This is a genomic window from Spiroplasma melliferum KC3 (genome assembly GCF_000236085.2).
GTDB lineage: Bacteria > Bacillota_I > Bacilli_A > Mycoplasmatales > Mycoplasmataceae > Spiroplasma > Spiroplasma melliferum.
In genome coordinates this window covers 139766-156719 of sequence record NZ_AGBZ02000004.1, presented here as the reverse complement: position 1 = coordinate 156719, position 16954 = coordinate 139766, and the positions used below count along the sequence as shown (strand labels likewise).

Below are 16954 nucleotides of genomic sequence, written 5' to 3'. Positions count from 1 at the left end.
TTATTCTCCCTCTTTAATTGTTTTATTCAAATATTTGCGCAAACATTCTCGTGAACAATAATTATTATTATCAAGTAACAAGTGCTCATCATCTTGATAAAGTAATTTTTTACAATAAATACATGCAACATTGTTTTGCAATACTTTAATATATGAATTAGTAACATCATTCATTTCATTACATTCGTTACATAATTCAACAATAAAATGGTCAATTGTTTCTGTCTTAACATTGATCTTATCAAAAGTAAATCCAAAAAAAAGATCATAAATATTTAAATCGTCAACATCTTTTCCCTGCTGACAATTATTACAATAAAACATTTTAATTTTTCCAAGCTTTATTATTTCTAATAAATACTGAAATAACTCATCTTTAAACTTGATTCAATATTTATAATGTTTTTTAACAAGTTCTTCATTATTTTTTAAATTTATAAAATCATTATTTTCTTGTGAGTTTTTTACATTCATTATTATTTCCTCCAAAAACTGAGTATAATTATTATATCATAAATTAATAAAGAAAATTTTTGATTTAGATAATAAGATTATAACAAACATTGTATAATTATATATATCTGAAAGGAGGCTATATTATGGCCAAAAGAATGCTATCATCTCTTTTTAATATTCTTTTTTGTTGATTAAACGTTATTTTATGAATTTTCAATGTTAATCCCGTTGGGACTTTAGTTTTCGGAACAGACTGTCCAAAGGATCGAAAAGGAAAGTTTATTTATGGATTATGTTCCTTTTTACAATGAATTTTAATGGCAACAGTTATTGGAACCGTTTTTGTTATTATTTTCTGGGCAAAAGGTGAACCATCAATTGCTCAACGTCTTGCTAAAACAATATAATAAAATAAAAAGATAATATATTTAATATTATCTTTTTTAATAATTAAATTTATTTGGTTCAAAATACGATTTGTTTGAAATAAATGGTAATATTTTTTTTTAATTCTTTTTCATTTGTAATATTTTTTTGATGATATAAAGGATTAATTTCTTTTTTAACATCTCACTGATGAATATTATTAAAATTCTTTTCAGTAATGATATTTGTTAAAACTTTTTCTAATTTTTGATTTAATTTTTGAACCTTTTTATGAGAATTAAAATATTGTTTTTCAATTTTTTATTTATAAAAAATATGAATAGATATCATTATTTAAAGTAAGTAACATGCTACTTTTTTGTTAACAAAGGAATTGCTTTTGTATAAATTTCTAACATTTTTTTTAAATCATCAAGTTTAACATATTCATTATAAGCATGCATCGTTGATTCATTAATGTCAAATTCAGCTCCAAAAGCCACACAATTTGGCATTGCTTTAGCATAAGTTCCACCACCGATTGCCACAGGTTTTGTGTAGTTATCACCAGTAACCTCTTGATAAACTTTCATCATATTTTTAATCATTGGACTATCAACTGGCATATGCAGTGGTTCTTGCCAAGAAATATTTGTTAATTCCAAGTTATATTTTTTTAATTCTTCTATTAATGGATTTTGTACATCATGTAATTTATATGAAATTGGAACGCGCATATTTAAAGTTAATCGTGTTTTTTCTTGATTAATTTCAACTATTCCATTATTAACAATTAATAATCCTGTTTCATCTTTCATATTTGGGAAAAGATGACTAAAATGAAAATTATTATATAAATGTTTTTTTGCAAAATTTGCAATCACTGAATTATTATCTAATTCAGCATATGTTGCTAAAGTAATTAAAGCAGCATTGATTCCTCGCTCTGGTAAACTACCATGTGAAGATTTCCCTTTAACAATTAAGCAATCATTTTCCACCTTTGTTTCAATATTTTTTTGTTCTAATCTAGTTTTAATATCATCCAAATAAGAACCTTGGTAACTAACAACATCAGCAACAGAATTATAAGCCTCACCACCTATTAATGTAAATGGTTCACCTTTACCGATGATATCAGCATTAATAATTCCTTTTTCAGTATACACAACAGGAAATTCTCCATCTGGAGTATATCCTAAGGCAGGCACTCCTTCTGTTTTCATATAAGCTTTAATTGATGCTCAATCTGTTTCTTCTGTTAAACCAAAAATTAAACGAATAGTATAATCTGGATGATAATTATGGTCTTTTAAATATTTTAAAGCATACAAATTAATGATTGTAGGACCTTTATCATCAATTGACCCTCGACCAAACAATTTATCATCTTTAATTTGTGGTTTAAATGGTTCAAATTCTCACTTGTTAAGATCACCTGGAGGAACAACATCTAAATGTCCTAAAATTGCAAAAATTTCTGAGCCAGAACCATATTCAACATAACCATAGCTATTTTCTAAATCTTGATATGTTTTAAAACCTAATTCTGTTCCTAAATTAATAGCATATTCTAAAACTTTTTTTATGCCTTCACCAAATGGAGCCTCTGGTTTTGCTTCACTACGAACTGATGGAATTCGAATAATATCTTGAATTTTTTGTAAAGCTTTATCAAAATATTCTTTTTGTAATTTCTCAACATCAATTTCCATAATATACCCCTCCTTTATTATGCTTTTTATTCATAAGTCTTTATTACTTATAATTTCTTAATTATCAATTTTTATTATTCATAGTTCTTCTTTACTTACATTATAGCATGAGTCTTAATCCATAATATTAACTAAAATATCATTTAAAATGTTTAATCCTTGACTTGTACAACGTAAATGATTATTATCAAAAACTAAATTATTTTTTTGTACTTCTACATCAATTTTACTTTGATAGTAATTGACTGCTTTCTTTGCATCTTTAACCTTTACTAAATCAATGCCATCTAAAACACGTAACCCCATCATTAAAATTTGAAAATAATAATCCTTTAACGATAATTCTGTTTTAGTTTGTGTTCAATTAGCATATTTTCGCGAATTTTGTAATAAATAATATCCATCATTATTAATAAAACCAGCTGCACTAGGACCAAGTAATCAAAAAGATTTATTAGTTCAATATGCCAAATTATGTCGTGATTTTTTCTTGTTATTAGTGTAATTTGAAATTTCGTATCTTTCATAACCTATTTTAGTTAATGCAGTATTAATAATTTCATCAAATGCAATATCATACTCTGGTAATTTAAGTTTTGTTTTGCCCCAATATGAATTTTCTTTTAAAATTAACGAATATCAACTAATATGATCAGGTTGTAATTTTTGAATCATTAATAAATCTGCTTCAATGTCAACTTGTGTTTGGTCAAATAAATTATAAATTAAGTCAAACGAAATATTATCAAAGCCTTCTTGCCGAGCTAAGTAATAACTATTAACAACATCAGTACTATTATGATAACGATTAACTTTTTTTAATAACTGATCATTAAAAGTTTCAACCCCAATTGAAAGACGGTTAATATGATATTTCTTTAAAAGTTGTAATTGACTTTTTGTAATCTTTTCTGGATTTAGTTCAATTGTATATTCAATTATTGGACCTTGCACAACTTTTTGTAAAAGTTGTAATAACCGTTCTAATTGAATGTCATCTAAACTATTGGGTGTTCCTCCTCCTAAATAAATTGTTTTTAAAGCAAAATTAGGATGAGGTTGAGCAATTTCTTGCTCTAATGAAGTTAAATATTCATCAATCATTATTGGACGTGATTTTTTAATTTTAAAAAAATCACAATAAAAACAAATATGGTCACAAAAAGGAATATGTACATATAAATGCTCAATCATTATTAATCCTCATTTCTTTTATATTTTAATAATATAGATTATAATTTCAAGTGCAACATTTATATATTTTTTAATAATTAAATTAAAAGATTTATTTAAAAATTAAACCAGTTGTGTGACTGAAACCTTGTTTTATATTCTAATTCTAACCTGTTCCTAAAAAATTATAAATAGAAAATGAAATAAAACATTTATTGGGTATTTGGATTCTAAATTGCAACACATTTAACTAATTCTTTAAACTCACTTTAACACATATTAAAAACAAAACATTATTGAATATATAAAAAGCACCGCAGTACCTTCAACAAATTATTTGCAAGATAAATTTTATCTTGCAAATAAAAGATATTAAGAAATCACATTATTAAAATTTAGTGCTATCTTTTGTCATATAAAAAATGTTTCTCCTAACATTTATATTCAAGAATAAACTATAACAATTGTTATTTATCTTGGTTAAAAGAAACATTATAATTTTTTTAAAACAATATTTAATTTCGGTTAAATCAACGTCCAAGTAATGCCTCACCACTTCGTTTACGACGACGAGCAATTAATCATGGAATTGAAATTACTAATGTTAAAATAATTAAGAAAATAATAAAAATTACTAAACAAATCCGATTTGTTTTTTTCTTTAAAGCAGCTAATTCGTCTGGATGAACAATTTCATATCCATAATAACCAATAATATTTGCTTTTCTTTTTTTTGTTAAAACAATATTTGCAATATGAACGCCTAATGTTACGATTAAAATAATAATTGTAATTGTAATGGCTGCTGTTAAATCATCAACAATGCCTCAACTTCAAAAACCAAACCGGAATTCTTCACCTGAATGTTGTTGGAATCCATATAAAATTCCTAAAATAATTCCACCAAAGAAATAAGTAGGAAATGCTAATCAATTTAAAACAATACTACGAATAGTCATTTTTTTGTAATTATCAATTAAGAAATGGGGAATAGTATGATTACCTCGGGTTAAATTAGAAAGATAACTATTTGTTTCAATTCGAACTCGTGATAAATCAAAAATACCAGCAAATAATAATCCTAGTGAGATTAGTAAAAAAGTAATTGTCAAAAATGGATTAGGAATGTATTTCGCTTTAATTCCCATAATTTCTTCTAATTCTTGTTGATGAGAAATAAAATATAAGGCAATAAATAAACTTGTCATCATTGTTCCAATAAAACCAATAATAATCATAATTAAGGTACGAACTTTTTCTGAACGAATTTCACGAGCAATTTCGAGGGGAATTAAGCGGTTAGCATATTCCTTACTAAAACGACGACGACGTTGTTTTTCTGATAACTGTGGCTGATAAGCATAACGATTATTTTCCCTACCATTTGTTAAAGCTGGTGGGTCAAATTGTGCTGATGGAGTATAATGGCCATTTTGATAATAAGATGGTGGCGCTGGCATTGAATTTGCCACCATTTGATTATCATCAAAATATTGTGCTGAATTTGCACCATAATAGGCTCCTTTGCTATCATAACCTAATTCTGAACGATTAAATTGTTCATTAACTTGTGATTGATTATATGGTGATATAACACGTGGTTGATAAGGATGACGATATTGATTTGTATACATATTATCATCATTAAAATAACCATCACGGTGGCTTTGATATCCCATAAATTCCGCATTGTCATATCGTCCTTGATTTTGTTGTCCTGACCAATATTGACCATAATTAGAACTTGATGTATGCTGTTGAATTCGGCGTGGTAAAATTTGTTGTTGAACTGGACGCGAATAATTTTGCGCAGCATCATGATTATAATATGGTTCAACATAACCTGGCGGCATTTGTGAAGCATTTATATTCATTCCCTCACGTTCTTCTTCAAGATACTGGCGGTCATGATTATTAGCGTAATAATTATATTGATTACTTAAATTCATTCGTGCTGGACGAATTGTATTATTATTTTGATATAACATTTCCGTATTATTTAATTGGTTTTGTTTATATGCTTCATTTGGACGAAAGTATTGATTTGGCGAACGATGATTTTGGGGAATTTCACTTGGATAGGGTTGATTTTGGTTAAAATCAGCATTATTTTGGTTTATTAATTCAGAATTAAAATTGTCACCAAAACGATTTGCTGATTGCATTGGTGGTTGCTCACGTTGTTTATCTTTCACCATAAAAGATTTAACCGTATTAAAAAAACCCATTCTTTGTTTCACCTGCCCTAAATGTGAATAACATTGTATTAAAAAAGAAACTGCTAGATTTTATCACCCATTTTTTTAGCTAGCATAATTTCTTGTTCAAAATACTCAATGTTTTCCTTAAAACTAGTTTCTTGTTTTAATTTTACAATATTCGTTCAATTACTACTGCTTTTTTTACTTCGAAATAAAGAAAAAGTAATAGTAAAATAAACAAATAATAATAGCGCTGCAAATCCTAGTAGAAAACCAATTAACCCGATTACTGGAATATCTAAATCTAAGATTGTTATACTTGTTGTCAAGAAGCCCTCCATATAAACACCACACTATCTATGAGTATTATACTATACTTTTTAAAATTTATGCAAAAAATATATTATTTTTATTTTAAACCATTTTCTAAAGTTTCTAGTCAGTCAGTTTTTAACTTATTTTGTGTTTGATAAGTTAACTTTAATGTATCAGTAAAATGTGCTTGTTTAATTTGATCATAAATTATACCAATTGTTGTTGTTAATTTGGCAATCTTTGCATCATTATTAATATAATTAATAATACTATCATCAATTCATTTTGTTTTTTCAATGCCTAATCAATTTGGATTTGTTTTTGAAGATTGATCAGTATTAATCCAACAATAATCAAGTTTATTATTTTCTCATTGCTTAGTGGCATTATTATAACTACAAGTTGATGAATAGATATTAGATAAGGCATCCTGTGTTGCTTGTGCAATATTTAATAACCCACTAGTAATAATATATTCATCACCATATATTCGGGATTGTGCTGTATCCACCCCGACAACTTTTGTTTTTGTTTGATTATATTTAATTCGGTCAATTGTATCTTGGGTTTGTGGTCCTGCAACAGGGAAAATAATACTTGCTTTTTTATTAATTAAATAATCAGAAATTACTTTTCCTTCTCCTTGGTTAAATGATTGTGAAAACCATGATTCATTGTCATTTAATACTTCCTGAACTTTTTTTATTGGTAATAAATTATTAATTTTGGGGTTTATTTTTTGCATTATTGCTAAAATATCTGTTCCTAGTTGACGCAAATTAGGATATGAATTATCTGTCTTAATAATCTCATTAAAAAGATCTGACGATAATAAAAATCCTCATAAATAATTTGAAACTCCAACTGGATTATCCATTCCTCCATAAGTTGCAATATTTAATTGCTGTTGGAATTCTGTTTGATGCAAATTAAGTCATATTGCTGTGACAAGACCAGCCAAAAAACCAGCAATTTCTTTTTGAAATAAAATTCCTACAATATTATCAGCTAAAGAACCATGCGGATCCATATTTTTATATACATTTTGCCCACTACCATCAATAAAAATAACGTTATCCACTAAGTTTGCTGCTCAACCAATGGTATTGGCATGACTAAAACCAGGTAAAATTAAGGTCTTTGCCCCAGCAATACTAGCTGTAATATAAGCTGCTTTAAATTCACCTGGTGTAATACCACTTGGTTCAAAATAACTCGCTCGCAATGGACTATCTTGTCAATTTGCCATTGGAGCTTGGGCAAATTGTGACACAATATATTTGCTTGCTCCTTCTCATGCTGATTGAATATAAGATTGATCATTAATTGAACCACCACTAGTAATTACTCAAATATCATACATATATTGGTACTTTTTAACACAAGATGTTAAAAAACTAGCCGAAGTAGTGCCTATTTGTAACGCCATTAACATTTTAATTATTTTTTTCATTCTAATCTCCTTTAACCATAATTAAAAAATACTAAAAATATTCTTTTTTATCAAAACAAAAATTATTTTATTTAAGTTTTTTTCTTGTTATTTGTTTCAGAAGTAATATTTGATTTAACACGACTAATAAAACTTTCTCGTAATAATAGATTAACCTTCGGAACTAATAAACGCAAATGATTACGATATTCAGCTAAAATTAGGTCTGAAGTATAATAAAATATCAACAATAACAGTAAAACAATTGTGGCACAAATCGTTGAAATAATTGTTGTAATATTATCAATTTGAATCGCAAAACTATCACGAGAAATATATTGTTGACCATAAATATATTCTTTAAATATACCAACCTTTTTATCACGCATTACATCATCAACAAACTTAATAATGAATTCTAATCCAAATCATAATAATTGAAATTGCGCTACAATTGGTTTGTTTGTTGGCGAACGATATTTTCATTCACAAGTCATTGCAAACAAAATGTTAAAACACATAGCAAAAGCTAACCCATTAATAACTTGCAATGCTAAGTAAGCTTCTGGCGAATGATTAAATGCCGTAATACTAAAGAAAATAAATCATAATAATAACCCTAGTCCAAAACAATATTTAACACCAATTTTATTATAAAGTAAATGACAAACTAAATAAGCACCAAAAAACTGTGGAATTAAGAATAATTGTTCATTTAAGCGGACAAATTGGTTGACTTTCCAAACATCATGGTATTTTTCCCATGTGCGCTGACCTAACAATCAAATATAAATATTTGATTGGGACACTTCTTTTAAAATAATAATTAAAATTGCCATAAAAAAGATAATTAACACTTTCCCTCATTTAAATGGTTCAAACATTTTTTGTTGTTCAACTGTAAATGATGTTGAGGTAAACTCTTTATGTGAAAACAAGGCATATAAAATGGTTGCCCCTGCAATAGCAACTATTGCACCAATTCCAATAATTCCTATTTGTAAATGATTAGTTAAATTACTTCCTGTTGTAATAACAATATTGTTAAACTCACTACCAAAAATAAGCGCAAATGTCATTAGCGGTGCCACTAAACTAATTGTTTTAAATGGAAAAAACTTACGACCATATGCCTCATTATATGATAAAAAATAACTCGCCTTAGTAATAATTCCAAAACCAAGAAAAATTGCCGCTATAATTAATGTTGGCGCGGATGGATAAATAATTAAAATAAAAATTCCTAGCATTGATATTCCAAACATTGTATATTGAAAAAAATGTCAGCCAATACGAGAAAAAACCTTATGTAAAAATACATAAGGAATCATCGCTAAAAAAGCATAAAGAGAAAGGGAAGTTGTGGCAATAATGGCAATTCCTCCCATATTATTAATTGATGCAGCAAAAAATAAATCACGGAACTCAAAATTATCACCAATAATTGCTGATAACGCAAATCAATATAAAAAAGTTTGAATAAAGAATGCCTTCTGACTAGTATGTTTAATTTTAATGTTTTTTATTAAAATTAATATGTAAAGAACAAATAACAATAATAACATTAATGGATTAAATAAAAAAACATCTCAATTATTTTGCAACACACCTGCACCCTCTTTCTGTCTTATAGATTATAACATAACTTAAATAATTACATCTGTTCAATAACATTAACCCCTAATAAATTAAAGGCATTTGATAAAACTTGATAAATTACTTTAATAAATACTAAACGTTGTTTTGTTAATTCTAAGTTATCTAAATTAATAACTTTTGATTCATTATAATATGAATGGAATTGCCGTGCAATATTTTGCACATAATCACAAATAAGATGTGGTTGGCGTAATTTTGCTGCTCCTTCAATGCAACGATTAAATAAATCAATCTCATTTAAAAGGTATAATTCTTTTTGTGACGTTAATAACTCAAAGGTTTTAACATCGGTAAAATTAATTTTGCTTATTTTAGCTTGTTTTAGCACACTATTACAACGAGCTGTTGCATATTGTGCATAATAAACAGGATTTTTTGAAGAATGTTCTTTTAAAATACCAATATCTAAGTCCATATGACTTTGAGCACTTTTTGAAGATAACATATAACGAATTGCATCAACTCCAATTTCCTCAATTAAGTCAATTAATCAAACTGCTGTTCCTTTTCGTTTACTCATTTTATATTCAGCACCATCTTTAATTAACCGTACCATTTGAATCATATCAATATCTAAAATGTCTTTTTTATAACCTAATAACTGTAATCCCGCTAACATTCGCACAATATAACCGTGATGATCACCACCTCAAAAATTAACTAATTTATCGGCCTTGCTTCGCATTAACCGTTCATTATGTGATGCTAAATCAGGGGTAATATAAGTTAAATCACCATTTGATTTAACTAAAACCCGATCTTTATCATCGCCAAAATCAGTTGTTTTTAATCATAATGCACCGTCTTGTTGATAAGTCTTTCCCAATTTAGCATACTGTGCTAACGTTGCATCAATTTTTCCTCCTTCGTACATTGAAGCTTCAGAAGAATAATATTCAATATCAACTCGAAATAATTGTAATTGTTTTTTAATAATATCTAAAAATAAATCAACTGATTTTTTACGAAATATTTCGTGTACCTTTGGATCACTAATTTTATAATCTTCGTTAAAAGTTAAATTAATAAATTTATCTTGATAATTGTCAACAAAGTATTGTGCAACAGCATCATACATATCGCCACGATATGCATCAGCAGGTAACTCGGTTTTTTTACCTAATAAATTTAAATAACTAACAAAAACCGTTACTGCTAAAGTATTAATTTGATTACCAGCATCATTAACATAATATTCAGTTTGGACATGATAACCAGCTGCTCGCAAAATTCGAGCAACACTGTCACCAATAGCACCATTCCGAGCATGACCAATATGTAAAAATCCCGTTGGATTAGCTGAAACAATTTCTAAATTATAAGTAAAATTCTTCGCTGCTGAATATCCATAGTTTGCTTGTCGTTTTAAAACCTCATTAATAACTTGATGTAACTGGTCATCAGCTAAGGTAAAATTAATAAACCCGGCGCCAGCAATTTCAATCTTTTTAAAATATGATTTATTATTTTTTTCAATAAAAGCAATAATTTCTTCAGCAATTTTATTTGGTGTCTTTTTTAATTTTTTTGCTAGTAACAAAGCCAAATTGGTTGATAAATGGCCAAATCCTTCTTGACGTGGTTTTTCAACCATCACTGGTATTGTTAAATTATTTGCCTTTAAGTATTCTTGTAACAGATTTTCAATTAATTTAACATTCGTATTCATAATTGTGCTTCCTTTCTTCTTATTATTTATATATATTTTACATAGTTTTTATAATTACTTATCTTTTTTTCTAATTTTACAATAATAAAATCCATCTGTATTATTTTCATAACCAAAGATTTGTTCTGTTGTAATAATTTTTAAATCCGGATGTTTTGCTAAAAAATTGCGGATTTGAACAATATTTTCATACCCACCAAAAGTACAAGTAGAATAAACCAAAATTCCACCTGGTTTTAATAATTGATAAGCTTTTTCTAATAATTGTTCTTGAATCTCAACTAAATTTGCTAATTCTTGATTAGTCAAAGTATGATATTTAATTTCTGGCTTTCGTTTAATTACCCCTAAGCCACTGCAGGGCGCATCACAAAGAATTTTATCATATTGAATTTCACTATTAATTTTTCTAGCATCTAATAAGTGTGGATAAATATTAGTAATTCCTAATCGACTAGCATTCATCTTAATTAAATTAATCTTCTTTTCACTAATATCATAGGCATCAATAATCCCTTTATTGTTCATGATTTGACTTAGATGCGTTGCTTTACCACCCGGTGCACTACACATATCTAACACGCGGTCAGTTTCTTGTGGGTCTAATATCTCTGCAATACGCATACTCATTTCATCTTGAATAAAAATTAAACCTTTTTTAAACATTTCTGAGTTAACAACTGGTTTATCAGCAATGACCCCCACAGAAGACACTAAACTTTTTGTCAAATTATAATTTGAATATTTGGATAATAATTCATCTCGGCTAATTTTTAGGGTATTAACGCGAAATGAAAGTTTTGGAATGGTTAAACTATCAATCATTACTTGTCGAGCAATATCTTCACTATATTCATTCCGAAGAATTAAATATAATGATGATGGAAAACTATATTTAATACTTAATTTTTTTGTTTCATCAGCAATGTTAATTTCAAAAATCTCATCTTTACTGTCAAAAATCTTTTTTAACGTAGCATTAATAAAACCAGCATATTTTGGACTAACACTTTTACTAATATTAACAGCTTCATTAACAATTGCATAATTAGGAATACGATCTAAAAAACGAAATTGATAAATACTCATTCATAACAGAACTTGTAATTTTTGATTAGTTTTCTTGGATTCAATAAATTGATTAGCAATATATTCTAAATACAATTTATTTTTTAAAGTACCATAAACAATTCGATAAATTAAAGTTTTATCTTGGTCAGTAAAGTTATCATTTTGTTCTACGATATTTGATAATAAATGATTACTAAACTTATTTTTTGCAAAAATTTTTCATAAGATATTCCATGCTACTTCTCTTGCTTGCATTTCTTAATCCTTTAAACTTATGAACGATTAGCAATTTCTTGTTCTAAAATTGTTTTAATTTCTGCAACGGCTTGTTCTACGGTGTTATTTACAACAACATAATTATAATTACTTTGCAACGGAAGTTCATCAGCTGCTTTTGCTAATCGTGCTTGTAATACTTCTTCGGGTTCACTTTTTCGGCCTCTAATTCGTTTTTCTAATTCTTCTAAACTTGGTGGAATTAAAAAAATTGAAACTGCATCGGTTACCTTTTGTAATACTTGTGTTGCACCTTGTACTTCAATTTCTAATAAAACATTTTTTCCATTATTAATTTGCTCAATACAATATGATTTTGGCGTACCATAATAATTACCAACAAATTCAGCATATTCTAATAATTCATCATTTTTAATTGCAGTTTCAAATGTTGGTCGGTCAACAAAAAAATAATTTACCCCTTCAACTTCATCCTGCCTTTTTGCTCTTGTTGTCATTGAAACTGAATAAGCCAAATTTAACTCCTCATATTTAAAAAGTTCTTGGCATATTGTCCCTTTCCCGACTCCTGATGGGCCAGAAAAAATAATTAAAAAACCCTTTTTCTGCACATTAACGTTCTCCTTTTTCTAATCTTAATATATACAAATACTTTTTTTTATATGCTTTACAGCGTAGCATAACTAAATTAAATTGATCAAATGACAACACTTGATTTGATTCACAAACTATTATTCCATAGTTATTGATAATATTGTTATTCAATATTATAGTAATAATATCATAATAATACTCAATTTGCTTAAAAGGTGGGTCCAAAAATAAAATATCAATTGACATTTTCTGCTGTATCATTCAACTTAATAAAATTTTATAATCATAATTTAATATTTTTGCATTATTTATTTTTAATTTATTTAAATTCGTTTCAATAATTTTGTAAGCACCCTGATGAGAATCATTAAAATAACATTGTTGTAACCCCCGTGATAAGCCTTCAATTCCTAATTGACCACTTCCAGCAAAAATATCTAAGCCAATCTTATTTTCATAAATAAAATAATTATCTAAAATATTAAATGCATCTTCTTTAATACGGGCCGTCATTGGCCTGGTATTCATTCCATCTAATGTTTTAATTTGATAACCCTTATATTTTCCACTAATCACGCGCATTTTCTTAACCCTTTTCTTTCTTTTTTTTATTATACTAAAACTTTAGAATTTTCTTTAATAATTGCTGAATATGTTATAATTTTTTAAGAGGTGATTTTTAGTGTTGCAAAACGAAATTCCAACTAAAGACTGACTAGTATTTGATGACACACCGTCAATTCGGCAACCATCAATTGACGTTTCTTTACCATTAGCACCTGAAAATGAACTTGTGATGAAAAAATTAATTGATTTTGTAAGATATTCCCAAGATCCACAAAAAAATAGTGGCCATACAATTAGACCAGCTGTTGGCTTAGCAGCTCCTCAAATTGGATTTAATATTAAAATGTATTATATTCGGATTGAAGAGACAAATGACGAAACAGGAGTCAAAAAAATAATTGAGCATGCAATGATTAATCCTAAAATTATTGGAAAAAGTGCACAAATAGCTTGCATAGAAGAAGGCGAAGGCTGTTTAAGTGTTAATGGTGATAAAAAAGGCTTTGTCCCTCGTAGTTTTCGAATTATTGTTGAAGGTTATGATTATTTAAAACAACAACAAGTGACAATTACTGCTCGTAGTTATGAAGCAATTGTTTTTCAACATGAACAAGCACATTTAGAAGGCAAACTATATTATGATTTAATTAATAAAAAAGAACCTTGATTGAAAAAAAATGATTGAATTATTTTATAAATTTAATATTATTTAACTTTTTTAAAGAAAAAGTATTTTTTTTGTAATCTTATTAATCTTTATGTTATAATTTTTTGGATACTAGTAAATTAATTTTTTTTCTTTTTAATAATAAGCAATTTAATAAAGAAAAAACTATGCGTTAATTTTAGAATTATGAGGTGATAATTTCAATGAATGAAGAAAAGAAAGAAACAAGTAAAAACAAAACAATAGTTACAAAACCAACTAGTATAGTAACAAAACAACCAACACAAAATGTTGTTAAAAATAAAATTCCAACAAAAGTCTTTGCTTTAGGCGGATTAGAAGAAGTTGGAAAAAATACATATTGTATTGAGCATGATGAAGAGTTAATTATGCTTGATGCAGGAGTTAAATTCCCAAGTTCAACAATGCTTGGAGTTGATGCTGTTATTCCGAATTATAATTATTTAAAAGAAAATCAACGAAAAATAAAAGCGTTATTTATTACGCATGGGCACGAAGACCATATTGGTGGAATTCCCTATTTATTACGTGAAGTTAATATTCCAATTATTTATGCACCACGATTAGCAGCTGCTTTAATTCGTGATCGGCTAAAAGAAGCAAAATTGGAACAAACCACAATTGTTAAAGAAGTTGATAATATGAGTGTGATTAAAACGAAAAACTTTAAAATTAACTTTTTTGCTGTTAATCATAGTATTCCTGATGCTTTTGGAATTTCAGTAGTTACTCCAAATGGAAAAGTTGTTTCAACAGGTGATTATAAATTTGACTGAACGCCACTAGGACATCGTGCTGATATTGAACGAATGGCAAATATGGGGCAAGAAGGTGTTATGTTATTAATGGCTGATAGTACTAATGCTGAAGTTGAAGGTTATACTCAAACTGAAACAAAAATTATTAAAAATATTAGTGAATTATTTGTTAAAGCTAAAGGGCGAATTTTAATTTCAACTTTTGCTTCAAATGTCCATCGAATTCAACATATTGTTGAAATTGCAAATAAATATGGACGAAAAATTTTAGTTTTTGGTCGAAGCTTAGATCGAATTATTAAAATTATTCGTCAAATGGGACATTTAAAAATTTCCGATAAGGCATTTATTAAAGCTAATGATGCTAAAAACTATAAAGATAATGAAATATTAATTATTTGTACTGGAAGTCAAGGTGAACCAATGGCTGCATTATCACGAATTGCAAATAACCAACATCAACATATTTCTATTATTCCTGGTGATACTGTTATTTTTTCATCATCACCAATTCCTGGTAATCAAGCTGATGTTGAACGAGTTATTAATAAACTAGTTCGTGCCGGTGCTATTGTACAAGAAAATAGTCCTCTAAATCAAATTCATACTTCTGGTCATGCTTCGCAAGAAGAACAAAAATTATTATTTACCCTATTGAAGCCAAAATACTTTATGCCAATGCATGGTGACTATCGTATGCTTCGTCAACATGGTGAAACAGCAATTAGTGTCAATGTGCCAAAAGATAATGTCTTTATTTGTGCTAATGGTGATCAAATTGAATTATTAAATGGAACAGCAGCAATTGGAAAACGAATTGAAGCTGAAGCTGTCTATGTTGATGGCAAAGATTTATCAGGTCAAACAACAGCTGTTGTTCGTGACCGTGAAATCTTATCAAAAGATGGTTTAATTGCTGTTGTTATTTCAATTGATTCACAAAATAACCAATTGCTAACTCCACCACGGATTATTTCAAGAGGAAGTTTCTATGTTAAAGAATCTGGAAATATTATTAATGAATCAATTCGCTTAGCAACCGAAGCAGTTAATGAAGTTTTAAAAACTCAAAAGCCAACTTTTGGGGCTCTAAAAAATGCTATCAAGCAATCATTATCTCCTTTCATTTACCGTTATAAACGTCGTAATCCATTAATTATTCCAGTAATTTTAAATAAAAAATAAAAGAATATGTAAAAATATTCTTTTATTTTTTAATATATATTTTATTATTATTTAATCATTATATAATCTAATACCAGTACCAATCCCCATTCATGTCCCACCATATATCCATGAATGTCATACTTTTACTCAATAGTATGTAAAAACTTGAATATAATAATTATTATTATCATAATATCAAGTTAAGGCAAACAGTTGCGTTGCTGAAAGGTATGCCCTAATATAACGAATTTCAAGTGACTGAACAAAAAAACGACTTTCATTTCTAACAAATCTAGGAACATCAAGATTTGGATTAAGAACTTTTGCATTAATAATTTTATTACTTACTTTATTATCATTATAACAAGCATTATATTTGTTTAATTTATCACCATAATATTCGTCATTTCCTCAACTAATTTTTGTATAAAAATCTGCATTTGTCCCTAAAAACATAATTTTTTTATAAGTAATAGGATTAATAAAACCAATATTAAATGTATGTCACAATCTTCACCCATCGCTTTTTAAACCTCAATCATTAAAAACAACATCACCTTTATTATCATTATAATTATCACCATTTTTATAAGATAAATCTAAATTAGTTTCCGCTTTTATTACTGGTGGTATGAGTTGGCTTTCTAATGCACTAGCGGCAATAATCTTAGACATAGTACCAAAACTAAAACTCATGAGTGTTAATAAACTGAACATTTTTTTCATTTTATTCGCCTCTTTTTTGGCTTTTTATTATTAAATTATTTTTTCATAGTTTATAAAATATTATCTTGTTTATTGTGAAAATCATTTTAATTAAATTAACAGATTTTTCTTATCGTTTATTTACAATTTACAAATATAACATATAATTTAATATTAAGAG

General features: G+C 27.4%; 15 protein-coding genes. 3 read left to right on the top strand and 12 right to left on the bottom strand.

Annotated elements, in window-relative coordinates:
* Positions 1 to 474, bottom strand: a complete 474-nt coding sequence (locus SPM_RS05075; protein ID WP_004028531.1) for a hypothetical protein — start codon at positions 472 to 474, stop codon at positions 1 to 3.
* A 125-nt stretch (positions 475 to 599) separates the two neighbouring features.
* Here SPM_RS05075 and SPM_RS05070 point away from each other — a divergent pair, with 125 nt between their 5' ends.
* Positions 600 to 863, top strand: coding sequence for a hypothetical protein (locus SPM_RS05070; RefSeq protein ID WP_004028530.1), 264 nt, complete (start codon positions 600 to 602; stop codon positions 861 to 863).
* A 330-nt stretch (positions 864 to 1193) separates the two neighbouring features.
* Here the strand turns inward: SPM_RS05070 and SPM_RS05065 are convergent, their stop codons facing one another.
* The 10 genes from SPM_RS05065 to rsmD all read right to left on the bottom strand — a co-directional run bounded on the left by SPM_RS05065 (position 1194) and on the right by rsmD (position 13500).
* Positions 1194 to 2537 (bottom strand): Sapep family Mn(2+)-dependent dipeptidase, encoded by a 1344-nt coding sequence (locus SPM_RS05065; RefSeq protein ID WP_004028529.1) that lies wholly within the window; start codon positions 2535 to 2537, stop codon positions 1194 to 1196.
* A gap of 114 nt (positions 2538 to 2651) precedes the next feature.
* On the bottom strand, positions 2652 to 3731 hold the full coding sequence (gene hemW, locus SPM_RS05060) for a radical SAM family heme chaperone HemW (RefSeq protein WP_004028528.1): 1080 nt from the start codon (positions 3729 to 3731) through the stop codon (positions 2652 to 2654).
* Positions 3732 to 4225: 494 nt separating this feature from the next.
* Positions 4226 to 5938 carry an MSC_0882 family membrane protein gene (locus SPM_RS05055; protein WP_004028527.1) on the bottom strand — a complete coding sequence of 571 codons (1713 nt, stop codon included), beginning with the start codon at positions 5936 to 5938 and terminating at the stop codon, positions 4226 to 4228.
* 53 nt (positions 5939 to 5991) lie between these two features.
* Positions 5992 to 6252: a hypothetical protein gene (locus SPM_RS05050; protein WP_037551429.1), complete on the bottom strand. Its 261-nt coding sequence runs from the start codon at positions 6250 to 6252 to the stop codon at positions 5992 to 5994.
* A 68-nt stretch (positions 6253 to 6320) separates the two neighbouring features.
* Positions 6321 to 7679, bottom strand: a complete 1359-nt coding sequence (locus tag SPM_RS05045; RefSeq protein WP_004028525.1) for a BMP family ABC transporter substrate-binding protein — start codon at positions 7677 to 7679, stop codon at positions 6321 to 6323.
* Positions 7680 to 7750: 71 nt separating this feature from the next.
* A complete protein-coding gene (locus tag SPM_RS05040) occupies positions 7751 to 9265 on the bottom strand; it encodes an MFS transporter (RefSeq protein ID WP_004028524.1) in 1515 nt (504 codons plus the stop codon).
* A 47-nt stretch (positions 9266 to 9312) separates the two neighbouring features.
* Positions 9313 to 10986, bottom strand: a complete 1674-nt coding sequence (argS, locus tag SPM_RS05035; RefSeq protein ID WP_004028523.1) for an arginine--tRNA ligase — start codon at positions 10984 to 10986, stop codon at positions 9313 to 9315.
* A gap of 54 nt (positions 10987 to 11040) precedes the next feature.
* Positions 11041 to 12312, bottom strand: coding sequence for a 16S rRNA (cytosine(967)-C(5))-methyltransferase RsmB (gene rsmB, locus SPM_RS05030; protein WP_004028522.1), 1272 nt, complete (start codon positions 12310 to 12312; stop codon positions 11041 to 11043).
* Between the two features lie 17 nt (positions 12313 to 12329).
* Complete coding sequence (gene gmk, locus SPM_RS05025; protein ID WP_004028521.1) at positions 12330 to 12905, bottom strand: guanylate kinase; 576 nt, start codon at positions 12903 to 12905, stop codon at positions 12330 to 12332.
* 1 nt (position 12906) lies between these two features.
* Complete coding sequence (gene rsmD, locus SPM_RS05020) at positions 12907 to 13500, bottom strand: 16S rRNA (guanine(966)-N(2))-methyltransferase RsmD (RefSeq protein ID WP_257986831.1); 594 nt, start codon at positions 13498 to 13500, stop codon at positions 12907 to 12909.
* 70 nt (positions 13501 to 13570) lie between these two features.
* Here rsmD and def point away from each other — a divergent pair, with 70 nt between their 5' ends.
* Positions 13571 to 14152: a peptide deformylase gene (gene def, locus SPM_RS05015; RefSeq protein WP_004028519.1), complete on the top strand. Its 582-nt coding sequence runs from the start codon at positions 13571 to 13573 to the stop codon at positions 14150 to 14152.
* A gap of 173 nt (positions 14153 to 14325) precedes the next feature.
* Entirely contained in the window at positions 14326 to 16086 is a 1761-nt protein-coding gene (gene rnjA / locus SPM_RS05010; RefSeq protein ID WP_004028518.1) for a ribonuclease J1, read from the top strand.
* Between the two features lie 51 nt (positions 16087 to 16137).
* Here rnjA and SPM_RS05005 read toward each other — a convergent pair whose 3' ends face one another.
* Positions 16138 to 16794, bottom strand: coding sequence for a hypothetical protein (locus SPM_RS05005; RefSeq protein ID WP_004028517.1), 657 nt, complete (start codon positions 16792 to 16794; stop codon positions 16138 to 16140).
* Positions 16795 to 16954: the final 160 nt, after the last annotated feature.